Genomic DNA, 25,371 nt, shown 5'->3' with positions numbered 1-25,371 from the left:
TGTATGCACGCCGACGGGAATTAGAATAGCCCTCTCGCAAGAGAGGGCCGTGTCGTCTGGAAGACTTCAGCCGTTTCTGATCCGGCGTCGCGCATGGAACTGCTTCCACTGAAAGTACATAAAGCAGCCGAGGCAAAATCCGCTTAAGGCGAGCACGACGGCGACGGTCAGCATCCCGAGACTGACGTACGCCAGCGTTTGGATGCCGAACGCGGATCCGAGCAGCGCCACGGCGAGAAACAAGATGGCCAGCAGGTTGTTGAACCGGAGCAGCTCGCGGCTCTCGGTCTTGCCGCTGGCGGGCAGCAGCGGCGACAATGCGCGCACGAACAGATTGTAGCGGATGCCGTACGTGCGGCCGATGAACTGCACGGCGAGCGGAAGAAGCAGGATCCAGAACTGCTGGGTGGCGAGCGTGGCAATCACGCAGAGCAGGATACCCAGCTGATTGCCGCGAACCCGGTGGAGCGGGACTTCGTCGATGCAGGCGTAGGCATCGAGCTTAACGGTTTGCGCCATGATAGAGCCTCCGATCGAATGTGGATAGATTACGTATAGTATACACCTAATTCATACTATTCGGGTAGGATATAAATGCTCGGCTTAGCGCCGCTTGACCGCCTGCAATATATTTAACATGCGTTCACGAAATATTGAATTGTGCGAATGGGGAGCGAACGCTATAATTCTATAACGCCTTATGGCGTTAACACGGCCTGGCATGCGCGGGCAAAGCGGGGGAATCCTAGTGACGAATTGGATGCAGTCGGATATAGAGGGACACGCGGCTTGGACGGGCGGGACGGATGAATTGTCCGTGACCGTGGTGCCGGAGCTCGGCGCGAAGGCCGTGTCGCTGCTGAACCGGAAGACGGGCCGCGAATGGCTGTGGCGCAGCGGCAAGCCGCTTGGCAACCAGGGCTTCGGCACCGCGTTCGGCGATTCGGACGAGAGCGGCTGGGACGAGATGTTCCCGGGCATCAACGCGTGCGATTACCCGGAAGAACCGTGGCGCGGCAAAGCCGTACCTGATCACGGAGAAGCATGGTCGCTCGCATGGAGCGCGGCGGCGGACGAGCTCGGCCTGACCTGCGCCGTGAACGGTAAGCGGTTTCCGTATACCCTCGAGAAGCGCTATACGTTCCCGAATGCGCATACGCTGCGCATCGATTACACGGCGATTAATCATTCCGCGCATCCGTTCTCGTTCCTGTGGGCGGCGCATCCGCTCATGCGCGCGAGCGAAGGCATGCGCCTTCGCGTGCCGGAGGAGATGAATGAGATCGAAGTTTCTTATTCGGCGCGGGAGCGGCTCGGCGGCTTCGGAGACAGGCGGCCGTGGCCCGTTCCTGCGCCGGGGATCGATCTCTCCGTCGTCGAGCCGGACAACGGACGCCGCGCGGAGAAATACTATTTTACGGGCACGCTGAAGGAAGGCTGGGCCGAGCTGAGCGATCCCGCCACCGGCGAAGCGGTCGAGTTTCGCTTTCCGGCGGAGCAGGTGCCGTATTTGGCGGTGTGGGCGAACTATGGCGGCTACGGCGGCCATTATCATATCGCGATCGAACCCGCGACGGGGCGGATGGACGATCTGTCCCATGCCATGGGCCGGGGCGAAGCGGCGATGATTGCGCCGGGCGGCCGCTATGCATGGCATCTGGAACTGTCCGTACGCTAAAAGGAGGCCGGCAACGTAGCATGATCAAGTGGCTGTTCATCAACCGGAGCATCCGGACGAAGATCGTCTGGAGCATCATTCTGACCTCGTTGATCCCGATGCTCGTCCTGTCGTTTCTGTTCTATGAATCCAGCACCCGGTCGCTGGAACGGACCATCTACCGGACGACGAACCAGAACGCCGAATATTTATCGGGTTATTTGAATCAGTATTTTAAGGATATCTCGTCCTCGGCGCTGCAGGTCTACGGCTACGACAACCGCATCATGAACCTGATGGCGAACGGCTGGGGCGGCAACGACCAGGATTTCTTCAATACGCGGGACACGCTCAAAAATTATTACGCGCTCGTCGCGAACAAGAACAAGGACGCCGTCATCCGCATCCTCGTATTCGGCAAGGACGACCGGCTGCGGGATTCTTGGTCGCGCGCGGCCAGCTACGATTCCATTCCGTTCGACCGGAGCATTCCCCACTACGGGGAGATGCTCAATTTGCCGTTCCAGCAAACGTTGTCGTTCACCTACGCCGACGCGGTTCTGAACCAGGATTTCTTCGTGTACGCGATCACGATCTACGATCCGTTCAAGTATACGAAGGTCGGCTCGCTCGTATTCTACATCCAGACGAAAGAGCTGACCAAGGCCATCGAGGCGAACAACAAGGCGCCGAACGTCATCATGCTGCAAAACTCGCGGGGGGAGACGTTCTACGAGACGAACGGCCGGTACGCGGACAGCGTGCCCCGTTTCGCCCCTCCGCCCAGCACGAGCGCGAGAACCAACCCGAAGGAGATCCGCTTCGACAAGCAGAAGGATCTGCTCGTCGGCACCTCGTACCTCGACAACGCGAATCTGTCGCTGTCCATCGTCTATCCGAACGACGAGCTCGCCCATCATCGCAAGACGACGCTGTATATCGCGGTCGGCGCCTTCTTCTTCGCGATGGCGTGCATCGCGCTGCTGTCGCTGCTCGCGCAGCAGTACATCACCCGGCCGATCCAGCTGCTCGGCAAGGCGATGAAGACGGTCCGGCACGGGAATTTCCACGTGACGCTGAACCAGCCGATCCATTACCGCGACGATATTTCGGAGCTGACCCGCAATTTCAATTTCATGACGGAGAAGATCCGCGAGCTGATCGAGATGCGCTTCCAGCTGCAGCTCCGCAACAAGGAAGCGCAGCTGCTGGCGCTGCAGATGCAGATCAATCCGCATTTTCTCTACAATACGCTGCAGACGATCGGCGGCAAGGCCGTGCTGAGCGGCGACTACGACATTCACGAGATGTGCCGGGCGCTCGGCGACATGTTCCGCTACAGTTTCTACGAGGGCAATACGGAATCGACGCTCGGCCAGGAGCTCGCGCATATCGGCAATTACCTGTACATTCAGCAATTCCGGTTCGAGGATGCGCTGCAGACGGAGTTCGACGTGCCGGCGGAGCTGATGGACGCGTCGATCGTCCGGTTCGTCATGCAGCCGATCATCGAGAACGTCGTCGTCCACGCGCTCGGCGGACCCGACGACCGGCAGCTGCTGATCCGCGTCGGCGCGGAACGGGCGGACGACGACGTGCTGCTGACCGTGAAGGACAACGGACCGGGCATCGACCCGGCCAAGCTCGCGTCGCTGCGCAGCGGGCTCGAGCAGCGTTCGCTCGAGGTGTTCACCGGCGTCTCGATCGGCCTCAAGAACGTGCACGAGCGCATTCGCCTGATGTACGGCGAAGCCTACGGCCTGGAGATCGTCGAAAGCGGCCCGGGGACGGGCACGACGATCCGCGTACGGATACCCTATCGAAAGCGAGGCGAAGCGCATGCTTAAAGTGATGGTCGTGGACGACGAGCCCTGGGGACGGAAGTCGGTCAGCAAAATGATCGGCGAATTGGCGCTGGGCGCCGAGGTGGTGGCGGAAGCGCGCAACGGCGCGGAGGCGCTGGCGCTTATTCCGATCCGCAAGCCCCAGATCATCGTGACCGACATGAACATGCCGGTCATGAACGGGCAGCGCTTCCTGGAGGAGCTGTACCACCGCCACAACGAGATCAAGGTGATCGTCATCAGCGGTCATTCGCAGTACGAATACATGAAGGCGGCCGTTGCGTTCCAAGCCTGCGAATACGTGCTGAAGCCGGTCTCGCTCGCCGAGCTGAAGAACGCGATGGTCAAGGCGATGGAGCTGAGCCGCAACCATCTGAGCGCGCAAGAGAGGCGCAAGTTCGCCGGCGAAATGCGCCAGCTGCGGGCCGAGACGTTCCTGCAGCACGTGACGGCGCGGCGCATCTCGAACGCGTCCGACATCGTCGCGCAGTCGGCGGAGCTGCTGCCGGCGCCTGTCAAGCCGGGCTACCGCCTCGCCGTCTGCATGCTGCGGCGGTTCCGGGAGCTGTCCGGGACGAAGTTCCACGGCAATTCGGATCTGCTCATGTACAGCGTGGAGAACATGCTGCGCGAGATTATGGGGGACGGCGAGGCGATCGTCTACAAATCGGACGACAGGACGCGGCTGTGCGTGCTGCTGCCCGAGTCGGCCTACGGCCTCCCTCGCATCCGGGAGCTGCTGTCCCCGTTCCACGAGGCCGTCAGCCGCATGCTGGAGTCCGGCGTCGCGGCCGGGCTGAGCGATGCCCGCGAACGGTTGGACGAGCTGCCGGAGGCGTTCGAGGAAGCGAACGAACGGCTGCAGGCGGGACCGCTGCGCGAAGCCGGCTTCTCGCTGGCCGCTGGGAACGGTCCGCGCGAAGCGGGCGCCAGCCAGGCGCCGGAGGCGCTGAGCGGCTTCGACGCGAAGCTGCTGCAGCAGGCGCTGGCCGCGGGCCAGGCGGCGCAAGCGCGAAGACTGCTCGGCGAGCTGCGAAGCCGGATGGAGGCGGCGCCGGGGCTGACGATCCAGAGCGCCCAGCGGGAGCTGCGGCGGCTCGTCGATCTCGTGGGCGGCGAGCTGGGCGGCCTCGGCCATGCCGATCCCGCCGCTTTCGGCCAGCCCGGCATCGACGGCGTATTGAGCGAAGAGGGCCTGCGCGGCTTCGTCGAGACGTTGGCCGCCGCGATCGAGGAGCTGCTCGGCAACCGTTCGTCGCCGGAAGCGGCCAATCCGGTGCGGGAGATCGCAGCTTACCTGGACGCCCATTATTTCGAGGACATCAGTCTGATCGACGTCGCGACGCGGTACCATATGGACGCGAGCCATCTGAGCAAGCAGTTCAAGGCCGTCACGGGCGAGAATTTCATCGAATACGTCACGCGCAAGCGGATGGAGAAGGCCTGCGCGCTGCTGCGGTCGTCGGCGCTTAAGATCAACGACATCTCCGAGCTGGTCGGCTACGAGAACCAGCGGTACTTCAGCCAGGTGTTCAAGAAATTCACGGGCAGGACCCCGTCGGAATACAGGGACGAGGAAGCGGGCCCGCCGCCGGATGCAAAAAATTGAACATGGCGCCCACCATTTATTTTATTCCGCGAAATATGTCGGGGAGGGTACAGTTAAGCCAGGAACGGCGACGCTCATACCGTACCGATACTCGAGAAAAAGGGGCAATGGAAATGAAAAAGAAGCTGGGACTCGGCCTTACCGTCCTGCTGCTGACGGCAGTGCTGTCGGCGTGCGGCAGCAACGGCGGCAACGACGGCGCCAATAACGGCGGCACGGATTCGACGGCGGCCGGCGCGAACGACGGCGCGGCAAGCGGCACGAACAACGCGGCGGAGCCCGCGGGCGACGACGAGGAGCCGGTCACGATCTCGTTCATGCATTTCAAGAGCGACGTCACGGACGGCATCGCCAAGATCGTCGAACAATTCGAAGCGGCGAACCCGAACATCAAAGTCGACGTGCAACCGGTCAAATACGACGATTACTATACGCTCCTGAAGACGAAGATGGCCGGCGGGGACATCATCGACGTCTTCACGCTGAATGCCGGCGGCCAGACCAAGCTGTTCCACGACGGCGGCTATCTGGAGGACCTGACCGGCAAGGATTTCATGTCCAACTTCGAAGCCAACGTGCTGCAGGAGCAGGCGACGGACGGCAAGAACTACATCATGCCCCTGAACGCCGGACCGATCGCGGTGTTCTACAACAAGAAGATATTCGCCGATCTCGGCCTGCAGGTTCCGCGCACGTACGACGCGCTCATGGCGGCGGCCCAGAAGATCAAGGACGCGGGCAAAACGCCGTTCGCCCTGGGCTGGAAAGACAGTTGGACGCTCGGCATGTGGTTGAGCCGCGACCTGCCGAGCAACGCCGTGCTGGTCGACAAGCAGACGGATTTCTTCGACAAGCTCGAGAAGGGCGAAGCGAAATTCGCGGACGATCCGTCGACGAAGACGATGATCGCGCACGCGCAGGACCTGTTCAAATTCGGCAACAAGGATCAGCTCGGCGTCGACTACAACGGCGCGGTCGACCTGTTCGCGAAGGGCGAAGCCGCGATGATGTACATGGGCACGTGGCCGCTCGCCGACATCCAGAAGAAAAATCCGGACCTGTACAATTCGGAGATGGGCTACTTCCCGTATCCGTTCAGCAACGACGAGAGCCTGAACAAGCTCGAATTCAACCCGGACGCCTCCCTGGCCGTCAACAGCAAGTCGGAGCATAAGGAAGCCGCGCTGAAATTCCTGGCGTTCATGGCCAGCAAAGAAGGCGGCGACGCCTGGGTCAAGAACACGAACACGCTCAGCTACGTGAAAGGCACGAGCACGGACATCGCGCCGGCGCTCAAAGACCTGCAGCCGTATTTCGATAACGGCCAGCTTTACAACTCCCAAGCTTACCTCACGACGACGATCGACTGGACGACGCAGTTCTCGCAAAACGTGCAGAAGGTCTTCTTCAAGACCGCGACGCCGGATCAGATCATCAAAGACATGGACGACTGGGTGTCCAAAAACCACAAATAACAAGGCAGCAAACGGTTCCGAAGCGGCACGGGCTGGGCCCGTGCCGTTCGCGGCTCCGGAAGGGGGTTGTTTATGCAAGCGCTTAGGAAGACGTTCAAACGCGAGATGTGGTACATCCTGTTCTTGGTTCCGGGCTTGTTCCTGTTCACGTTCGCGGTCATCGTGCCCCTCGTGACGGGCGCGCGCTATTCATTTACCAGCTGGGACGGCATCTCGGGCAAGCTGACGTACATTGGATGGGACAATTACGTGAATGCGGTCCAGGATTCCGACCTGTGGACGGCCCTGGGCAACACGTTTAAATATGCGATTATTTTAACGATACTCGTCAATGTGCTGTCGTTGTTATTTGCGCTGCTGCTCGACAGCTATTTGCCCCTGCGGAATCTGTTCCGCACCATGTTCTTTCTGCCGAGCATCATTTCGGTCGTGCTCACGGGCTACATCTGGAGCTATAACTACAGCCAAGGCTTCCCGAAGCTGCTCGCCTCGTTCGGCATGGACGTCACGAGTCCGCTCGGCAACCCGCATTACGCGCTGTACGGGCTGATCGCCGTCGCCGTCTGGCAGGGCATCGGTCCGCCGATGATCATCTACATCGCCGGGCTGCAGGGCATACCGGGCGAGCTGCTCGAGAGCGCCAAGATCGACGGCGCCGGCGCGTTCCGGGCATTCCGGAACGTCACGCTGCCGCTGCTCGCGCCGTCCATCACGATCAACATGCTGCTCACGCTGACGGGCTCGCTCAAGGTGTTCGACCTCGTCTACGTCACGACGAACGGCGGGCCGAGCTTCTCGACGGAGGTCATCACCACGTTCATCTACAAGACCGCTTTCTCCTCGTTCAAGGCCGGCTACGGCATGGCGATGTCGATGATCTTCTTCGCGGTGCTCGTCGTCGTCACGGTGATCCAGGTGTCCATCTTTAGAAAACGGGAGGTGGATCTCTGATGCGGAGCACCAAAATCGCCGTATTCGCGCTCGTGCTGCTATTGGCGGCCGTGTTCATGTTCCCGCTTTACGTGGCCTTGCTGATGTCGATGAAATCCGCGAAGGAGACGTTCGATTCCTTCTACGCGCTTCCGGGCAGCCTGAATTTCTCGAACTTCTCGCACGCCTGGGATACGTCCAAGTATCCGGAGGCCATCACGAACAGCCTGATCGTGACGGCGTTGTCGGTCACGCTGATCATCATCGTCTCGGCGCTGAGCGGCTACGCGATCGCCCGGGGAAACAAGCCCTTCTACAGCCTTGTCTACCTGCTCTTCCTCTCCGGCATGATGGTGCCGTTCCAAGTGACGATGCTGCCCTTGTACAAGCTCGGCAAGTCGCTGCATCTCCTGAACAGCCATTGGGGCATCATGCTCATCTACGGCGGCTTCGGGGTGCAGTCCGGCGTGCTGTTCTACACCGGCTTCGTCCGCGGCATCTCGCGCGAGATCGAGGAAGCGGCGCGCATCGACGGCTGTTCGACGCCGGGCATCTTCGTCCGAATCATCCTGCCGCTGCTCAAGCCGGTCACGGCCACCGTGCTCGTGCTGAACGCGCTGTATATCTGGAACGACTTCCTGCTGCCCCTGTTGTACTTGCAGGACAACAGCTACCGCACGATTCCGCTGCAGCAGTATTTCTTCTTCGGACAGTACAGCAGCGACCTGAACCTCGCCTTCGCCTACGCGGTCATGGGCATGATTCCGATCGTCGTCTTCTTCCTGTTCATGCAGCGGTTCATCATCAAAGGGATTGCGGCCGGCGCGATCAAAGGGTAAGCCGTCTCGGACTGGAGCGGTCAAGCATTCGTGTGTATGCCCTCGCCGCGTTGATTAATGCCCTTTATCTTCAATCCATAAAGCCAGGTTATTCGCGGCATTAATCCGCGGAATGCCTGGCTTTGCGGCGTCTTGCGCGGGCAGCCGCCAAAAAATTGAACATGAACCGCACAATTTTTTGGATTCTCTTCGCCCGGACGCGGACGCTAAAATTTCTCGAACGCGCATGCGCGAAACAACTCGCGCGATTCTGCACGCCATTCTGCTAGCGAAATGGGGTATCGAAATTGCCGGTTTACTATTCGGAGGAAGCAAAGCTGTTCGAGATTCGCACCGACCGGACTTCGTATCTGTTCGGTGTCAACGGAAAGGGCACGGTCCAGCATATCTACTGGGGCGAACGCGTGGAGGCGGCGGAATGCGCCGACATGCTGAAGGGACGCTCGCACAGCTCGTTCGACGCGGACGTCGACCGCGAGACGGAAGAATTCGGCGGCTGGGGCGGCAGCCACTATGCCGAGCCGGGGCTGAAGGTCGAATTCGGCGACGGCGTCCGCGACTTGAAGCTCGACTATGCGGGCTGCGAGATCGCGGGGGAGAACGAGCTGACGGTCAAGCTCGCCGACCGGCACTATGCGTTTCGCGTGGACATGCACTACAAGGTCTATCCTGGGCATGACATCATCGAACGATACGCCCGCATTCACAACGACGAGGCGCTGCCGGTCCGGATCGAGCAGGCGATGGCCGCGGTCTGGTCCGTGCAAGGACTGCCGGATTATCGGATGACGCACGTGTCCGGCCGCTGGGCGGGCGAGTATCAGCTGCGCAGGACGGTGCTGAGCGAAGGGAAGAAGGTCATCGAGTCGCGGCGGGGCTTCACCGGCCCGCATGCCAACCCGTGGTTCGCGATCGACGACGGCGAAGCCGGCGAGACGCACGGCCGGGTCTGGTTCGGCGCGCTCGGCTGGAGCGGCAACTGGAAGATCGTCGCCGAGAAGTCGACGTTCGGCCATCTCCGCATCGTCGGCGGCATCAACGATTTCGACGGCGCGTTCGCGCTTGCGCCGGGCGAGTCGTATACGTCTCCGGTGTTCACGGGCGGCTTCGCGGACGGCGGCTTCGGCGCGATGAGCCGGCAGCTTCACGCGTACGAGCGCGCGCATATCCTGCCGGCGCGCCAGCTGCGCAAGGTGCTGTACAATTCGTGGGAAGCGACGGAGTTCGACGTGCAAGCGGACGAGCAGATCAAGCTGGCGCGCCGCGCCGCGGAGCTCGGCGTCGAGCGGTTCGTCGTGGACGACGGCTGGTTCGGTGCGCGCAACAACGACCGCGCGGGGCTTGGCGATTGGCAGGTCAATCCGGCGAAATTCCCGAACGGCCTGCAGGCGCTCATCGACGAGGTCAAAAACCTCGGCATGGAGTTCGGCCTCTGGGTCGAGCCGGAGTCGGTCAATCCCGACAGCGACCTGTACCGCGCGCATCCGGAGTGGATCTACCGCTTCCCGACGCGCGAGGGCACGCAGCTGCGCAACCAGCATCTGCTCAACCTCGGACTGCCCGAGGTCAAGGCATTCGTGCTCGGTTTCATGACGGAGCTGCTCGCCAAGCACGATATCTCGTTCATCAAGTGGGACATGAACCGCACGGTGACGGAGCCGGGTTCGGCGCCGGAAGGGCTGCCGGTGTGGCAGAAGCACGTCGAGCACGTCTACGAGATCTGGGCGGAGCTGCGGGCGCGCTTCCCGCATGTCGAATTCGAGACCTGCGCGGGCGGCGGCGCCCGGATCGATCTGGGCATGCTGCGGTTCGCGGACCAGGCGTGGGTCAGCGACAACACCGACGCGCGCGACCGGCTGGCGATCCAGGAAGGCTTCGCGTACGCGTACAGCCCGTCCGTCATGATGTGCTGGGTGACGGAATCGCCGAACGGCTTCAACGGCAGGAGCCTGCCGCTGTCGTACCGCTTCCACAGCGCCATGATGGGCGGGCTCGGCATCGGGGCGAACATCTCCAAATGGTCCGACGCGGAGATGGCGGAGGCGCGCGAGTTCGTCGCGCTGTACAAGGAGATCCGCGGCACCGTGCAGGAAGGCGAGCTGTACCGGCTGGAGCCGCTCGGCCGCTCGAACCTGGCCGCGTACCAGTACGTGGGCAAGGACGGCGCCGAGGCCGTGGCGTTCGCGTTCCTGCAGTCGCAGCATTTCGGGTCGGCGGAGCGCCGGCTGCGCCTGCAGGGGCTGGAAGCCGATGCGTCCTACGCCGTCAGCCAGGACGGCGGCGAATCGGTCGTCCGCCACGGCGCGACGCTCATGGGCGCCGGCTTCCCGCTGACGCTGCGCGGCGATTACGGCAGCACGCTGCTGCGCCTGAGACGCCTGTAGCCTCGGCGATAGCCGACTTCGGCACCTCGCGCAAGCGGCTGACGCTTCATGACGCATGCAATTGGCATGCTCGTTAACCAAATGCGCCGGCGGATGCTTAGCCCTTCGGCGCGCTGCGGTACTCCGTCGGCGGCATGCCCATCCGTTTCTTGAACAGCCTGGAGAAATAGTACGGATCCGGGATGCCGACGGACGCGGCGATTTCCTTCACGGTAAGGCCGGTCAAGCTGAGAAGCTGGCCGGCTTTTTGCATTTTCATCCGCAGGAAATATTCGATCGGCGGGAAGCCCGTCTCCTGATTGAACAGGTAGATCAAGTGCTGCTTGGACAAACCGGTATGCGCCGCCAGTTCCGGCAGGCTGACGCTCTCCGCGAGCCGGTCGCCCAGATAGCGGATCGCGCGCTCGAGATCGGATTCGCGCTTGCGGTCGCGCGCCGAGCCGCCGACGCCGAGCCCGATGCGGCCGAGCAGCTGGCCGAGCGCCTGCGAGACATGGACCAGCACCGGCAGGGAATACGGCTTGTCCGTCAGCAGCGCGTACGCCCGCTCGAATTCGGCCGCCCAATCGGCCTGCACGACCGCGGGCAGGCGCACGGGACCGGCCGCGTCGAGTCCGTACAGCGAGAGGAAGTCGGCGACGTGCTCGCCTCTCAGGTGGAACCAATAGATGCTCCACGGCCGCTGCGCCGACGCGCCGTACCGGTGAGCCGCCCAGGCGGGAATGACGGCAAGCGTGCCCTCCCCGACGGTTTGCGTCCGCCCGTCCAGCTCGATCCAGCCTTCCCCGGCGAAGCAGTAGATGAAAATATGGCTGTCGCTGCCCTCCGGCCGCTCGCGGTAGTGATACTCGGCATGCGGGAACGCGCCGATGTCGCTGATGAACAGGCCGCGCGTCAGCGGGTGGCGCGCCAGCTCCTCGGTCTGGTAGGCCGGGAGCACGTAGAGCTTCTGCTCGGGGAAGCCTTCGGGCTTGCGGGTTTCTTCCGTCATTGCGGCGCCTCCAATCGATGAAAATAAGAACATCGTTCAATATATGGCGTTCATAAAGCCTATATAAGCATAGCGTGAATGAATAAATCCGAATATCCTCCATTATAAACCGAATTTCGTGAATTGGAACACCGGCGAATGAGGCGTACATTTAAAGCATACGAAGCACCACCGAAGGAGGAGTTCGCGTTGACGCAGCCGCAGACGCAAACGCAAGCCAAGCAAGCCGTGACCGTACGGGAAGAAACGGTTTCCATTCCGACGTACGGCATCGGGGAGCCGGACCGCAATCCGATGTTCTTGGAGAAACGCGTGTATCAGGGAAGCTCGGGCAAAGTATACCCGCATCCCGTCATCGACCGCATCGAGGACGAGAAGAAGCCGCAAACCTACCGGATGGTCATCCTGGAGAACGAATACGTCCGCATCGAGATCATGCCGGAGCTCGGCGGCCGGATCTACCGCGCGCTGGACAAGACGAACGATTACGACTTCGTCTATTACAACCGCGTCATCAAGCCCGCGCTGGTGGGGCTCGCGGGACCGTGGATCTCCGGCGGCATCGAGTTCAACTGGCCGCAGCATCACCGTCCGAACACGTACGGCCCGGTCGAATACCGGCTCGCCGAGAACGAGGACGGCAGCGCGACGGTGTGGGTCAGCGAGATCGACCGGATGTACGGCACGAAGGTGACGGCGGGCTTTACGCTGCATCCCGGCAAGGCGTACCTGGAAATCTCCGCGCAGCTCTATAACCGGACGGCGTCGCCGCAGACGTTCCTCTGGTGGGCGAACCCGGCCGTAGCGGTCAACGACCATACGCAATCCGTGTTCCCGCCGGACGTTACGGCCGTCTTCGACCATGGCAAACGCGACGTCTCGCGCTTCCCGATCGCCACGGGCACGTACTACAAAATGGACTATTCCGCGGGCGTCGACATCTCCCGTTACCGCAACATTCCGGTACCGACGTCGTACATGGCCTATAAATCCGACTATAATTTCGTCGGCGGCTACGATCACGGCGTGCAGGCGGGGCTGCTGCACGTGGCCAATCACCATATCTCGCCGGGCAAGAAGCAGTGGACCTGGGGCAACGGCGAATTCGGCCAGGCGTGGGACCGCAACCTGACCGACGAGGACGGTCCGTACATCGAGCTGATGACGGGCGTCTACACCGACAACCAGCCGGATTTCACCTGGCTGCAGCCGTACGAGGAGAAATCGTTCAAGCAGTATTTCATGCCGTACAAGGAAATCGGCGTCGTCAAGAACGCGACGATCGATGCCGCCGTCAACCTCGAGGTCGACGAGGCAAGCCGCCAGGCGACCGTCATGGCCTACGCGACCTCGGTCTTCGCGGGGGCGGTCATCGAGCTGCGCGGCACGCAGCGGGAGTATTTGAACACGGCGGTCGAGCTCTCGCCGACGTCGACGTTCAAATCGATCGTGACGATCGACGAGGCGGACCGCGCGCATGATCTGCTGGTCGTCATCCGCGACGCGGAAGGGCGGGTCCTGGTCTCCTACCGGCCGGCGAAGCCGTCCATCGAGCAGGTGCCGGATGCCGCGAAGCCGCTGCCGGAGCCGGCGGAGCTGCGCACGACGGAACAATTGTACTTGGCCGGGCTTCATCTGGAGCAGTACCGGCACGCCACGTTCGAGCCGGAAGCGTACTACCTGGAAGGATTGAAGCGCGATCCGTCCGATATCCGGATCAACGTCGCCTACGGCACGCTGCTGCTGCGGCGCGGGCTGTTCGCCGAAGCGGAAAGCCATTTCCGGACGGCGGTCAAGTCGCTCGCCTGGCGCAATCCGAACCCGTACGACAGCGAAGCGCTCTACCAGCTCGGCGTCGCCCTGAAGCTGCAGGGTCGCGAGGAGGAAGCGTTCGCCGCTTTCTACAAATCGGTATGGTCGGTCGCTTGGCAGGATGCCGGGTATTTCTCGCTGGCGCGCATCGCGGCCGCGAAAGGCGCCTACGGGGAAGCGCTGGAGCTGTCCGAGCGTTCGCTCATCCGCAATGCGCGCAACTACAAGTCGCGCCACCTGCATGCGGCGCTGCTGCGCAAGCTCGGCCGTCCGCAGGCCGCGGCCGCTTACGCCGAAGAGACGCTGCGGCTCGACGTCGCCGACTTCGGGGCTGCCTGGGAACTGGCGCTGGCTTATGCCGGGCTTGGCGACAATGCCAAGGCGGTTGCCGCGTCGGCGGAGCTGAAGCGCCTCATGCGCGACGATCCGCATAATTATTTGAACCTGGCCGCGGATTACGCGGAAGCGGGCTTGCACGGGGAAGCGATCGCCGTCCTCGCGCATCTCGCGCCGAGCGAGGAAACGGACGCGTATCCGATGGTGCATTACGCGCTCGGTTATCTCTACGAGCTGTCCGGCAATCCGGAACAGGCGGCCGCGCATCGCCGGGCCGGGCGGGAAGCGAAGGCGGATTACTGCTTCCCGAACAACCTGTTCGACCTGCTCGTGCTGCAGAGCGCGGCCCGGACCGACGAGGCGGACGGCAGGGCCCGCTACTACCTGGGCAACTGGATGTACGACAAGAAGCGCCATGAAGACGCGATCGCGAGCTGGGAAGCGTCGCGCGCGCAGGATGCCGCGTTCGCCACGGTGCACCGGAACCTTGCGCTCGCCTATTACAACAAGCTTGACGACGCCGAAGCGGCGCTCCGCTCGCTGGAGACGGCCTTCGCGTGCAACGAAGGGGACGCGCGGGTATTCTACGAGCTCGATCAGCTCTACAAGAAGCTCGGGCGCGAGGCGGCGCGGCGTTTGGAGAAGCTGGAGGCGCATCCGGCGCTCATCGGGAAGCGGGACGATCTCTATCTCGAGCGCATCGCGCTGCTGAATGCCCTCGGCCGCCACGAGGAAGCCGCGCAGGCGCTGGCCGCGCGCAGCTTCCACCCGTGGGAAGGCGGCGAAGGCAAGGCGACCGGCCAACATGTGCTGTCCCGCGTGGAGCGGGCCAAGCAGGAGATGGACGAAGGCCGTTTCGAGGCGGCGATCGGCCTGCTCGAAGAAGCGCTCGTCTACCCCGAGAACCTCGGGGAAGGCAAGCTGGCCGGGGCGCAGGAGAACAATGTCTACTATTACCTCGGCTGCGCGTATCTGGGCTTGAACCGCCAGGAAGAAGCGGCGCGCCACTTCGGCATCGCTTCCCAGGGGCTGGAGGAGCCGGCAAGCGCGATGTACTACAACGATCAGCCGCCGGACATGATCTTCTACCAAGGCATGGCTTGGCTGCAGCTCGGCAACGAGCGGGAAGCGAACCGCCGCTTCAACAAGCTGGTCGACTACGGCGAGAAGCATCTGCGCGACGACGTGAAGTTCGACTACTTCGCCGTCTCGCTGCCGGATTTCCTCGTGTTCGAGGATGACCTGAACAGACGCAACGCGATCCACTGCCATTACATGATCGGTCTCGGGCTCATCGGCCTCGGACGCTACGAACAGGCGAAGGCGCAGCTCGATGCCGCGCTGCTGCTGGAGGCAAACCACCCAGGCGCGCGGACGCACCGCCGGATGTGCGAATAGACGAAGCGTTCCTTATCGGCGAGAAACCGGCCGTTCCCGTGAATTTGGGGACGGCCGGTTTTCTTGCATATTGCTGCCTTTTGCGGCTGTTCTCTTGACGGGAAGGCCCGATAGGACTGATTGACTGGGTGAATCCGCATAGGTAAAATGACTGTAGCTGACTAGGCAGGATCGACGGGAAAAGGGGCAGGAGCAGGAGATGGAGATGGATGCAATCGGGTTAGTATTGGAAGGCGGCGGCATGCGGGCCATGTATACGGCGGGCGTGCTGGAGTATTTCTTGGAACAAAACATGTATTTTCCATATACGGTCGGCGTCTCCGCCGGCGCGTGCGTCGCGACGAGCTACCTGTCCCGGCAAAAGGGACGGAACAAGATCGTGAACGTCGACATGGTGACGGATAAACGCTATATTTCGTGGCGCAATTATTTCCGCAAAGGGCAAATGTTCGGCATGGATTTCATCTTCGACGAGATCCCGAACAAGCTCGTGCCGTTCGACTTCTCTGCCTTCGCGAACAGCAGCGAGGAGCTCGTCGCGGCGACGACGGACGTGGTGACCGGCGAGACGGTGTTCTATCGCAAGAGCGACCCGGACTTCGACGTGCTCACGGTGCTTCGGGCGTCCAGCTCGCTGCCGTTCATCGCGCCGATCGTGAATTTCAAGGGCAGGCAGCTGCTCGACGGCGGCATCTCCGATCCGATCCCGCTCAAGCAGGCGGAGAAGGACGGGTTCGCGCGCAACGTCGTGGTGCTCACGCGGGACGCCGGTTACCGGAAATCCCCGAACCGCTTCGCGTGGTTCGTCCGGCGGATGTACGCCAAATTTCCGGCATTCGTCAAGATCATGCTGCGCCGGCATCAAATCTACAACGGTCAAGTCGATTATATCCGCGAGCAGGAGCAGCGGGGCAACGTCTTCGTCATTCGGCCACAGCAGCCGCTCGAGGTCGGACGGATGGAGAAGAACTCCGCGAAGCTCGACGCGCTGTACCTGCAGGGCTACGAGGACGCGAAGCGCGCGCTGCCTTCGCTGAAGGCATGGACCGAAACGGGAATGTAGGCGGCAGGTTTTACCGGACCGGCACGAGGTCCTAACAGCAGGAACATGGCGCAGACAAGTATGCCGAGCGCCGAGCGATGTTCCGCAGAGACATCTCGCGCTGCAGGCGAAGACGGACCGCCGGTAGTAAAGATCATGAAGAACGGCATTAGAAGAACGGCCAAACGGCCGGGAATACGAAGGACTCGCGGATTGACGCGACGAGTTCGCCGCGCAGCGGCCAAGCAGGCGCGAGCGCTTAAGCAGCGGCAGCCGTACGCAGCGTAATCGCTTAAGAGATCGCCATTAGCCTAACAAACCTCGTTGCGGCTAGCTTCCTCCGAATTCTCCAATCTCTCCCTCCGCAATGCTCGCCGCGATCCGACCGTTGACCCCGACAAGTTCAACCCTGATACCTCCGTTATCCGAAACCAGGTCCCTCTTTACTGAAGTATGTCTTCCGGTCTTGCAAAATATCCCTTCATTCTCGTCGTCTCGCGTCGTTCCGCATTGCTCCGGAAACGGCTTATTCGCATGTCTGCGGCTTCAATCCGGCAATCCGCGCGGGATGGTCCTGCTCATCAGATCGAGCGACCGCACGATGCGCCGGATGAGCGGGCGGGACTTGAAGTAACCGCCGTGCGAAGCCGGCGTCCAGGCGAAAGGACCCGGGCAGCGAATCTCGCAATCCTCCGTGACGGCTTGGGCATACTCGGCGTTCAATCCCTTGAGCGGGTAAGCGATGATGTCGTCCCGGTCGTAGAAATTGACCCATTCCCCGATGCCGAGCGGCCTCAGCGTCGGCGCGGGCACGGCGATGGGCAGCCCGAAGTGCTCGAAGCGCATCGTCCAGAGCGCGATGGGGCTGCCGAGCGTGTAGAAATGCGTCAGCGTCTCCCCGGCGACCAGCTTCGAGCGGCAGGTGCGGATCAGCTCGGCCGCCTTCGGCCGCAGCTTGCGGTACTGCAGATCATAGAAGTAATTGCTCGAGATGATCGTCCCGAGGCTGTGGGCGATGATGCACAGCGGCGCGTTGTCCCCGGCACGGACCGCAAGCCGCTGGAGCTGCTGGGCGTACCGCGCATGGATATCGTCGTAAATATAATCATGCGGACAAGGATCGTCCGCCTTCGGTATCGCTTGGTAAGCGATGGCATCGCCCAAATAATTGACGACGAACGAGCGCAGCTTCAGCGTCTCGTTCCAGCGCAGCTTGTTCGCCGACGTCCGCTCCCACAGCTTTCGCTCCAGCGAGTCGGTGATATCTCCCCAGTAGATGCCTTCCACGACAAGCCTGACCCTTGGATTCAGTTTAGCCATGGCCTCCTGCAGCTTCTCGGCGATTTCCGCGTGAAAATCCCCCGTTTGCTGTCCGATCCCGTGCACGATTCCGACCGCGATCCGCATGCTCCGCCCCCCGTACTCATCTGGCTGCTCTCTTATTTCTATTCGGGGGAATGACGGCGTTAGACGCGAAATGACGGCATGCGCGCGATTTGCGCGGCCGTTCGGCGACGCTCGGCGATCGACATGCGATCGGCGCCGGCGAATGACGCGGGTAACGTTTAATTTCAGGCCGCTTGAGTAAAATAAATACACTCGCAACAGGCGGGAGGGAATAACGGCATGAATGGCCATTCGGCGTGGTACATCGGGTTGATCGTCATCAGCGTGGCGCTGCTCGCCTACACGGTGCTTAGAACCGGCAACAAGCGCAGCTTGCTGCTGTATTTGGGTATGAGCGGCCTCGGGTACACGATTGAATTCGTGATTTTCATATTGTTCGATTGCTACGCGTACGAACCGAAGCTGATCCGGGACGACGGCTATTACGACAGCCTTGCGGGCGCTATCGTATCCAATGCGTTGATCCTGCCCGCGCTGGCGGTGTTTCTGGCCGTGCTTCGCATGGGCTGGCTTCCGATCATCCTGGCGATCGCGGCGATGTCGGGCGTCGAGTATCTTTTTCTTCGGCTCGGCATCTACGTTCATCACTGGTGGCGTACCGTTTATACGGCGATCGGACTGGTGGTCTACTTCTGGGCGGCAAAGTATTGGTTCGGCAGGATCATGCGTCCGTTGCGCGGGGCGCCCCATGCCTTGACGCTGTATTTGATTTTATGGGCGATGAGCTCCCCGCAGGCGCTCGAGATCATCCTGCTTCACGGCAGGACCTACGGCGTCCGCTGGTTCGCGGACCAGTCGCACGACAATATCGCGTTCTCGTCGTCCTACTGCCTGGTGTTGACCCTTTTTTTCACGTGGCTGTTATGTCGAAGAACAGGCAAGCGGTGGCTGCTATATCTGGTCGCAACCGCGGTCGTGCTGGTGATCGACGCGCTGCTCGACGCATCCGGCGTCCTGGCGAGCAAGGGGTGGTGGGATTACGCGTATCGCATCGTGACCATGTTCTTGACCTTGTGGTTAGGCGATGCGATCAACAAGCGGTTGCGGCGCGGGCCGATGCCCGGATATAGATGATGAAACGCAGATTGAACCGAACCATTGGCGCTGCATGCCTATCCTCCGGAGCCGTTCGCATGCACGGCGCATGAAAAGGGCTGCTCGTCCGCCATCTTAACGATGACGGACGAGCAGCCCTTTTCCGTTCGGCCCTGGCTTACAGCCACCAGCCGTTATCCTTCTCCTCCAGCAATTCCGCGTTCACGTCGTTCCATTCGAAGACGGTCTCCTCGCCGTTCAGCACCCAGCGGCCCGGGCAAGTGTTATGCAGCCAATCGAGCGGTTCTCCGACGGGGAGCGGCTCCGCGGCCAGCTCGAACGCGCGGCGGATCGCCAGCTCCTGCTCCTTCGTCACGATCGCCGGATCGGCCGAGACGAACAGCGGGGTGCCGCTTCCGGCCAGCAGGCGCAGCCATTGCTCGTTGAGCGCCCACGGCACGTCCGCCGTCAAGCCGAGGCAGTCGGCGTCATGGCTGTAGAACGTGCCGTGCTGCGGCATGCGGAACGCCAGCGTGTTCACGCCCATGTACCGCGTCCGTTCCCACCATCTGCCGCTCGTATCGTCGCCGGTCCGCTGAATCTCGAACAAGCCCGCGGATAGATGGCTGAACGTATTGCAGCCGATGATGGCGGCTTGTCCCGACGCTTCCGCGATCGTGCGATACAGGTCCAGCGTAATCTCGGCCGTCGTCCGCGACCGGTCGCGGAACGATTGACGCAGGGCGTGCGGCTTGGATTTCATCGTCATGCCCCATTGGCCGAGCAGGTCGTACGAAGTAAAGTCGTGCTTAAGCATGTCGATGCCCCAGCCCGCCATCCGCTCGACCGATTCGCGAACATGCTGCAGCACGTCCGGCTGGCTGGGATCGAGCACTTGTCCGCCGCTCGCGGCATAGCGAATCCACTCCGCCGGCACGTCTTCCGCCGTCAGCAGCGGCCGGGACCAGATGCCGGGCTTGACGCCGGTCTCCTTCATCTCGCCGATCAGCCGCTCCATGTCCGGGAACTTGGCGTTGCCGACCCACGGTCCGCCGTTGCACGCGCCGCCCCCGCTGACGAGCTGCCAGCCGTCGTCGATGACCATGTACGGCCGGTTCGTCTTGTGCGCGGACAGGGACGACATGAACCGCGAATCCGCCAATATTTCCTCGTGGGAGCTGTTGCCGTACGCATAGTACCAGTTGTTGCCGCCATAGACCGGCTGCTTCGGCATGACGGGGTTGTCGCACATGAGCCGGCAGAAGCGCTGCGCCGCGGCGAACGGCGAGTCGCCTTCCAGCCCGGGATCGTGCAGCAGCTCGGCGACCTGCAGCCTGCGCGCGCCGAGACGGACGCCCTCGCTGCCGCTCGTCACGTCGGCGGTGAACGTGATGCCGTCGGCGTCGAGCTGCCAGAAGCAGAACGCGTTCGGGCCGGTTTTCACGCCGAAGCCCGACGTCCGGCCGCCGTCATGGCGCAGGAAATACCACGGCAGGACGCGCTCCGGCACGATGCCGCGCCATTCCAGCTCGCCGTAGCCGCGTTCCCAGTGATCGCCCAGGATGAGCGGCCGGCCCTCTTGCTTGATCTTCCAGCGGAGCTTGATGAGGCGTACGGCATCGTCCGGCGCCTCCAGCTCCAGCACGAATCCGCTGCCGGAAGCGTTCAACGCGACCGCGATACCCTTGGCGGTCCAGCTCCCTGCGGCTCCGCCCGACAGCTGGCGCCATCCTTCCTCCGTCCGAACCATCGCGCCGTCCGGCGCGCCTAAGTGAAACCTAGCTTCCATTACGTTTCCTCCTCTATAATGGGACAATGAGATTGACTTCAGTATAGACGAGGACGCGGCCGCAATGAATAACAAGCCGGGTCGTTCACGGCATGAATAATGAACCAACTGAGACATCGATCGCGCGAAGGAAGTGTGCATGGGCCATGGAGGACAACAGGGGCAAAACGGAGGCAAAGGACGTGGCCGCGGAACTGAAGCATTTCCCGAACCGCAAATCCGAGGCGTATTTCTACGGGGCGCAGGCGGGGACCGTTCCGGCCGGTTGGTTTTGCCGCAGGCATCTGCATCACATGATGTTCGAGCTGAACCTGGTGCTCGAGGGCACGCAGCTGGCCGAGGTCGGCGGCACTTCTTACCGGCAGGGCAAGGATCATCTCATCCTGGTGCCGCCGATGGTGCTGCACGCTTATCGGGCGGCGGGGCCGTTCCGTTTCTTCGTCATGCATGTGCAGATCGACGATCCGGTGTTCTTGAACGCGCTGAACCGCGCGAAGCTGCTCCTGCTGTCGCCGGAGCATGAGCTGAACCGGCTGCTGCTGCCGGAGATGAAGCGCATCCTGCAGCTGGCGGAGGAAGGGGACGCGCCGAAATCGAAGCTGTTCCGCAGCGTGTACACGATCATGGATCTGCTCGAATCCTACATCGCCGCGCAGGAAGGGCCCGGCGCGGGCGCCGACGTGCTGCCGATCCGGATCGCCAAAGCGATCGAATCGCTCGTCGCGGACCGCCGCGCCGAAGAAGCGATCGCGGCCGGCTGGATGGAAGCGCTGGCGGAACAGCTCGGCTTCAGCCGGCGCCACTGCTACCGCGTCTTCCGCGACGCGTACAGCCTCTCGCCGCGCGAGTATCTGGCCGTGCTGCGCCAGCAGGAAGCGATGCATCTGCTCACGGGCGGCGAGCATGCCGTGGAGGAGGTCGCGCGGCGCATCGGCTACGACAACGTGCAGAGCTTCATCCGGCAGTTCGTCAAGTGGACGGGCACGACGCCGGGCGCGTTCCGGAAGCGGCAGGCGGGGGAGACGGTGTATTTGACGCCGCTGGAGCTGGAGTAGGCGGTGGCGGTGAACCGCCGTCGGATCGCTTCCTCCCCCGGGCAGGGGAATCGTCCCGTGCTGCAGAATCTCTAAGGCATTAACGATTTGGATGGCGATCGTTGCGGCAATGGAGATGCCAGAACCGCAGCGGCCATTAGGAAGCAGGGGAAAACATGTTCAAATACAGCTATAATTCGCTCGTTTATTACGGCGAAGATTTGCGGACGAGCGCGGAGCGGCTAGCGCGCTTCGGTTACGATGCGATCGAGCTCGTCGGCGAGCCGGACCATTACGACTACGGTCAGGTACGGGCCTTGACCGCGGATTACGGGCTGGCGGTTTCGTCGATTTGTTCGATCTATAACGCGGAGCGGGATCTGGGTCATCCGGACGCCGCCATGCGGGCGCAAGCCGTCGCTTACATGAAGTCGGTGGCGGAAATGGCCGCCGAGGTCGGCGCGCCGACGATCATCGCCGCACCCGTGGCGAATATGCGCATTCGGGAGCTGGGCAGCCGCGAGGACGAGTGGAAATGGGCGGTCGAGGGCATCCGCGCCGGAGCGGAGCATGCGGCTTCGCTCGGCGTCAACGTGTGCATCGAAGCGTGGAACCGTTTCGAGTCGTATATGCTGAACCGGTTGGATCAAGCCGAGGCCATGCGCAGCGAAGTCGGCCTCGCGAACGTCGGCATCATGGGCGATACGTTCCATATGAACATCGACGAGGCCGATATACCGCAGGCGATTCGTCAAAACGGCGCCGCGTTGATTCATTTCCACCTGGCGGACAGCAACCGGGCGGCGCCGGGCGAAGGCCATACCGACTTCGAGCCGATCCTGCGCGCGCTGCAGGCCGTCGATTACAAGGGCTATCTGACCTTCGAGCTGCTGCCGGCGGCCGCCGATCCGTTCGGCGTCATGCGTCGCGGCGGCGGACAGGCTTTCTTCGATGCGTACACCGCGCAGGCGATCGACCGCATCAAGCGGATCGAGCGAAAGCTCGCGGCGGAGGCATGAGCGGGGTAAAGGGACGCGGATGCTGTTGGCATGAGCAGCAGGGATGGATGCGATCGGCTGTCTGCCGCGGGCATTATTGTTGAAGTCCTCCCGATGCCGTATAGTGGATAGGGAAATGACCGAGAAGACGCTAACGGAGCCATAACGATCCGAATCCATACGCGGGAGATGCAGCATGATGAGACGAGAAGACGCCCGGCGGGCCGTGTTTTTTGACGTGGACGATACGCTGTACGATCATTTGATTCCGTTCCGCAAGGCGGTGGAACAGGCAGCGGGGGGACATCGCGCCTTGGAGGGCTTTCCCTTCGCGGCGGCCTATCTGCGCCTTCGCTACCATAGCGACATGCTGTCGCTCGAGCTCGGCGGCGCGGGCGCCATGGAAGCGGGAGCGGCGACGGATTACATGCGGATGCGCCGCTTTCAATTGACGCTGGCCGAATTCGGCATCCCGCTGACCGACGCGCAGGCGGAAGCGATGCAGGCGGCTTACATCGGCTGCCAATACGACATCGCGATGTTCGACGGCGCGCGCGAGCTGCTGGAAGAGCTGGCGCGCGAAGGCTGGATCGTCGGCTTGATCACGAACGGCGCGCCGCAGCACCAGCGAAGCAAGATCGAAGCGATGCGGCTGGACGAGCTGGTTCCGCGGGAACGGCAGTTCATCTCCGGCTCGCTGGGCTGGGACAAGCCGGACGCGCGCGTCTTCCGGCACGCCAACGAGTTGACGGGCACGCTGCCGGAGAACAGCGTCTATGTCGGCGATTCTTGGCGCAACGACGTGGTCGGCGCCCTCGAAGCCGGTTGGCGCGTCGTCTGGTTCAACCACCGCCGGGCGGAACGCGAGTCGGCGCACGAACCGACGTTCGAGGCGAGCAGCTACGCGGAGCTGCGAAAGCTCCTGATGCGCTGAAATTCACGAAGGCACGGCGGCGAAGCTGCCCGTGTCTTTTTTTATGGAGAGGGACCATTTTCCAGTCAGGGTCCGACTCTTATCGCCCGATTCTTCCAATGTTTGCATGACGATCTAGCCTCAATCCGCGCCAATTCCAGCCCTATAAACCTCGCAGTCTAGCTTTTTGTCGAATTCGACAAAGTTCCTCGCGGTTTTTCAAAATTCGCCATCTAAACGCATAGCAATTTCGCGTGGAATTCGGGTAAAATTCTTGTACAAAGGGTAAATATCGCTATATAATAGACTTTCATTGGAGATAGTTCTTTTTGACTATTTTTTGTCGAATTTACAACATTATTTTACATATACCTCTAAGAGTCTGCTAGGAAACGCGGAAGGAGGCACCATGAAACCTGCGAAACTCATTTCCATCCTGTTGTCGGTCATCCTGTTGTCAGGCTGCAGCGTCTTCCACATGCACGATGCCGGGCAAACCGGAAGCACCGGGGACAAGCCGGTCGCCGCGGATCCGGACCCGGCGCACTACGACGGACCGGAGAGCAAGGCCGTCTCCATGGTCTATACGACCAAGCGCGAGCTGTCGTTGACCTTCGACGGGATGGCCGACAAGGCTGCGATGGAGCGGCTGCTGGACGAATTGGATGCGTACGGGATCAAGGCGACCTTCTTCCTGCCGGGCATGCGGGTGGCGGAAGAGCCGGACATCGCCAAGGATATTCTGGCACGAGGCCATGAGATCGAGAACAACACGCTGAACAGGCTGGACGTCAGCAAGCTGCCATACGCGAATACCTACCGTGAGATTAAGCTGAGCGACGACGTCATCCGGCAAAAAACCGGCGTTACGCCGCTTTACGTGCGGACCATGACCGGCGATTATACCGACGACGTGCGCCTGGCTGCGGCGCAGAGCGGGCAGCGGGCGGTCGTCGGCAGCAGCCTGTTTCTCCATAATTGGGAACAAGAGACGGCGATCCAGAAGCGCGATTACATCCGCAAATACATTAACCGCGGCGGCATTCTGACGCTGGATACGGAAGAGAACAAGACCCTCGAAGAATCGGTGCGGCTGATCGCGGAGGGAGCGAAGAACGTCGGTTACCGCTTCGTCAAGCTCGATCAGCTTATCCAAGGCGGCGGCGAGCGCAAGCCGCTCGAGCAAATCCCGGGCTGGGACGCGGCGAAGATCAATCCGGATTACGAAGGCGCGACCTACAACGTCATGTACAACAAAGCCGGCGACGCGAAGAAGGAAGTCGTCCTCTCCTTCGACGATTGGGGAACGGACGAGACGGTCACGAAGATCTTGGACGAGCTGGCGCAATACCATGTAAAGGCTTCCTTCTTCCTGCGCGCGGACGGCGTCGAAAAAAATCCGAATTTGGCGCGCGCGATCGCGGAAGGCGGCCACGATGTGGGTAATCATACGTATTCGCATCCCGTCATCACGTCCGTGACGCCGGCGCAATTGCAGCAAGAGATCGTGAAGGCGCACCGGATCATCGCGGAAGCGATTCAAGCGCAGCCGACGATGCTCTTCCGGCCGCCGACCGGCGAATTCGACGCCGAGACGCTGAAGGTCGTCGGGGCGACGGGCTACCATGACATCGCCGTCTTCGACGTGACGCCGGACGATTTCGTGAAGAGCCGAAGCGCCGCGCAAATCGCGCAGGCGGTGAAGGAACAGACCGGCAGCGGCAGCGTCGTGCTGCTCCACATGCTGGACGATATTCAGACGGTCCATGCGCTGCCCGCCATTATTGCCGAGCTGCGGGCGGAAGGCTACGCTTTCGTGCGCATGTCGGAGCTGATGGGGCTTGGCAATAGCCGGCAATCGGCCTCATAACTTTAGAC

General features: G+C 61.9%; 18 protein-coding genes. 14 read left to right on the top strand and 4 right to left on the bottom strand.

All coding sequences use genetic code 11. From position 1 onward, the window contains the following. Positions 1-66: 66 nt before the first annotated feature. Complete coding sequence (locus tag AC50YL_RS08225; protein ID WP_494830895.1) at positions 67-519, bottom strand: DUF4395 domain-containing protein; 453 nt, start codon at positions 517-519, stop codon at positions 67-69. Between the two features lie 229 nt (positions 520-748). On the opposite strand from AC50YL_RS08225, the gene AC50YL_RS08220 reads away from it, so the two are divergent. The 7 genes from AC50YL_RS08220 to AC50YL_RS08190 all read left to right on the top strand — a co-directional run bounded on the left by AC50YL_RS08220 (position 749) and on the right by AC50YL_RS08190 (position 10,738). Next, complete coding sequence (locus tag AC50YL_RS08220; protein WP_494830893.1) at positions 749-1,678, top strand: DUF4432 family protein; 930 nt, start codon at positions 749-751, stop codon at positions 1,676-1,678. 20 nt (positions 1,679-1,698) lie between these two features. Further along, positions 1,699-3,504 (top strand): sensor histidine kinase, encoded by a 1,806-nt coding sequence (locus AC50YL_RS08215; protein ID WP_494830891.1) that lies wholly within the window; start codon positions 1,699-1,701, stop codon positions 3,502-3,504. Further along, positions 3,497-5,110: a response regulator transcription factor gene (locus AC50YL_RS08210; protein WP_494830889.1), complete on the top strand. Its 1,614-nt coding sequence runs from the start codon at positions 3,497-3,499 to the stop codon at positions 5,108-5,110. Before AC50YL_RS08215 ends, AC50YL_RS08210 begins: the two co-directional genes overlap by 8 nt. Positions 5,111-5,223: 113 nt before the next feature. Beyond that, complete coding sequence (locus AC50YL_RS08205) at positions 5,224-6,585, top strand: ABC transporter substrate-binding protein (RefSeq protein WP_494830887.1); 1,362 nt, start codon at positions 5,224-5,226, stop codon at positions 6,583-6,585. A 72-nt stretch (positions 6,586-6,657) separates the two neighbouring features. Then, entirely contained in the window at positions 6,658-7,536 is an 879-nt protein-coding gene (locus tag AC50YL_RS08200; protein ID WP_494830885.1) for a carbohydrate ABC transporter permease, read from the top strand. Continuing rightward, on the top strand, positions 7,536-8,354 hold the full coding sequence (locus tag AC50YL_RS08195; protein WP_494830883.1) for a carbohydrate ABC transporter permease: 819 nt from the start codon (positions 7,536-7,538) through the stop codon (positions 8,352-8,354). The genes AC50YL_RS08200 and AC50YL_RS08195 overlap by 1 nt, the downstream gene beginning before the upstream one ends. Positions 8,355-8,641: 287 nt before the next feature. Then, positions 8,642-10,738, top strand: a complete 2,097-nt coding sequence (locus tag AC50YL_RS08190; RefSeq protein ID WP_494830881.1) for an alpha-galactosidase — start codon at positions 8,642-8,644, stop codon at positions 10,736-10,738. A 97-nt stretch (positions 10,739-10,835) separates the two neighbouring features. Here AC50YL_RS08190 and AC50YL_RS08185 read toward each other — a convergent pair whose 3' ends face one another. Beyond that, on the bottom strand, positions 10,836-11,729 hold the full coding sequence (locus AC50YL_RS08185) for an AraC family transcriptional regulator (RefSeq protein WP_494830879.1): 894 nt from the start codon (positions 11,727-11,729) through the stop codon (positions 10,836-10,838). A gap of 189 nt (positions 11,730-11,918) precedes the next feature. Here AC50YL_RS08185 and AC50YL_RS08180 point away from each other — a divergent pair, with 189 nt between their 5' ends. Beyond that, positions 11,919-15,275, top strand: a complete 3,357-nt coding sequence (locus tag AC50YL_RS08180) for a DUF5107 domain-containing protein (RefSeq protein ID WP_494830877.1) — start codon at positions 11,919-11,921, stop codon at positions 15,273-15,275. Positions 15,276-15,480: 205 nt separating this feature from the next. After that, on the top strand, positions 15,481-16,338 hold the full coding sequence (locus tag AC50YL_RS08175) for a patatin-like phospholipase family protein (protein ID WP_494831213.1): 858 nt from the start codon (positions 15,481-15,483) through the stop codon (positions 16,336-16,338). 525 nt (positions 16,339-16,863) lie between these two features. On the opposite strand, the gene AC50YL_RS08170 is transcribed toward AC50YL_RS08175, so the two are convergent. After that, positions 16,864-17,724 (bottom strand): chemotaxis protein, encoded by an 861-nt coding sequence (locus AC50YL_RS08170; protein WP_494830875.1) that lies wholly within the window; start codon positions 17,722-17,724, stop codon positions 16,864-16,866. Between the two features lie 219 nt (positions 17,725-17,943). Here AC50YL_RS08170 and AC50YL_RS08165 point away from each other — a divergent pair, with 219 nt between their 5' ends. Then, positions 17,944-18,798 carry a hypothetical protein gene (locus AC50YL_RS08165; protein WP_494830873.1) on the top strand — a complete coding sequence of 285 codons (855 nt, stop codon included), beginning with the start codon at positions 17,944-17,946 and terminating at the stop codon, positions 18,796-18,798. Between the two features lie 139 nt (positions 18,799-18,937). On the opposite strand, the gene AC50YL_RS08160 is transcribed toward AC50YL_RS08165, so the two are convergent. Beyond that, complete coding sequence (locus tag AC50YL_RS08160; RefSeq protein WP_494830871.1) at positions 18,938-20,548, bottom strand: alpha-amylase family protein; 1,611 nt, start codon at positions 20,546-20,548, stop codon at positions 18,938-18,940. Positions 20,549-20,694: 146 nt separating this feature from the next. On the opposite strand from AC50YL_RS08160, the gene AC50YL_RS08155 reads away from it, so the two are divergent. From AC50YL_RS08155 to AC50YL_RS08140, 4 genes are all read left to right on the top strand, one after another. After that, a complete protein-coding gene (locus AC50YL_RS08155; protein WP_494830869.1) occupies positions 20,695-21,603 on the top strand; it encodes a helix-turn-helix domain-containing protein in 909 nt (302 codons plus the stop codon). 155 nt (positions 21,604-21,758) lie between these two features. Then, entirely contained in the window at positions 21,759-22,601 is an 843-nt protein-coding gene (locus AC50YL_RS08150; RefSeq protein ID WP_494830867.1) for a sugar phosphate isomerase/epimerase family protein, read from the top strand. A 178-nt stretch (positions 22,602-22,779) separates the two neighbouring features. Beyond that, entirely contained in the window at positions 22,780-23,514 is a 735-nt protein-coding gene (locus tag AC50YL_RS08145) for an HAD family hydrolase (RefSeq protein WP_494831211.1), read from the top strand. A gap of 388 nt (positions 23,515-23,902) precedes the next feature. Then, the gene (locus AC50YL_RS08140; RefSeq protein WP_494830866.1) at positions 23,903-25,363 is read left to right on the top strand and encodes a polysaccharide deacetylase family protein; all 1,461 of its coding nucleotides are present in this window, start codon (positions 23,903-23,905) and stop codon (positions 25,361-25,363) included. Positions 25,364-25,371: the final 8 nt, after the last annotated feature.

Source organism: Paenibacillus sp. J22P277 (genome assembly GCF_059383675.1).
This window is presented reverse-complemented; position numbering and strand designations above follow the sequence as displayed.

What these genes read in the sequence shown, in the direction of transcription:
- AC50YL_RS08215 (WP_494830891.1), top strand. Translation starts at nt 1,699, where the DNA reads ATGATCAAGTGGCTGTTCATCAACCGGAGCATCCGGACGAAGATCGTC.
- AC50YL_RS08140 (WP_494830866.1), top strand. Translation starts at nt 23,903, where the DNA reads ATGAAACCTGCGAAACTCATTTCCATCCTGTTGTCGGTCATCCTGTTG.
- AC50YL_RS08165 (WP_494830873.1), top strand. Translation starts at nt 17,944, where the DNA reads ATGAATGGCCATTCGGCGTGGTACATCGGGTTGATCGTCATCAGCGTG.
- AC50YL_RS08145 (WP_494831211.1), top strand. Translation starts at nt 22,780, where the DNA reads ATGAGACGAGAAGACGCCCGGCGGGCCGTGTTTTTTGACGTGGACGAT.
- AC50YL_RS08185 (WP_494830879.1), bottom strand. Translation starts at nt 11,729, where the DNA reads ATGACGGAAGAAACCCGCAAGCCCGAAGGCTTCCCCGAGCAGAAGCTC.
- AC50YL_RS08205 (WP_494830887.1), top strand. Translation starts at nt 5,224, where the DNA reads ATGAAAAAGAAGCTGGGACTCGGCCTTACCGTCCTGCTGCTGACGGCA.
- AC50YL_RS08160 (WP_494830871.1), bottom strand. Translation starts at nt 20,548, where the DNA reads ATGGAAGCTAGGTTTCACTTAGGCGCGCCGGACGGCGCGATGGTTCGG.
- AC50YL_RS08170 (WP_494830875.1), bottom strand. Translation starts at nt 17,724, where the DNA reads ATGCGGATCGCGGTCGGAATCGTGCACGGGATCGGACAGCAAACGGGG.
- AC50YL_RS08200 (WP_494830885.1), top strand. Translation starts at nt 6,658, where the DNA reads ATGCAAGCGCTTAGGAAGACGTTCAAACGCGAGATGTGGTACATCCTG.
- AC50YL_RS08155 (WP_494830869.1), top strand. Translation starts at nt 20,695, where the DNA reads ATGGAGGACAACAGGGGCAAAACGGAGGCAAAGGACGTGGCCGCGGAA.
- AC50YL_RS08195 (WP_494830883.1), top strand. Translation starts at nt 7,536, where the DNA reads ATGCGGAGCACCAAAATCGCCGTATTCGCGCTCGTGCTGCTATTGGCG.
- AC50YL_RS08225 (WP_494830895.1), bottom strand. Translation starts at nt 519, where the DNA reads ATGGCGCAAACCGTTAAGCTCGATGCCTACGCCTGCATCGACGAAGTC.
- AC50YL_RS08175 (WP_494831213.1), top strand. Translation starts at nt 15,481, where the DNA reads ATGGATGCAATCGGGTTAGTATTGGAAGGCGGCGGCATGCGGGCCATG.
- AC50YL_RS08210 (WP_494830889.1), top strand. Translation starts at nt 3,497, where the DNA reads ATGCTTAAAGTGATGGTCGTGGACGACGAGCCCTGGGGACGGAAGTCG.
- AC50YL_RS08150 (WP_494830867.1), top strand. Translation starts at nt 21,759, where the DNA reads ATGTTCAAATACAGCTATAATTCGCTCGTTTATTACGGCGAAGATTTG.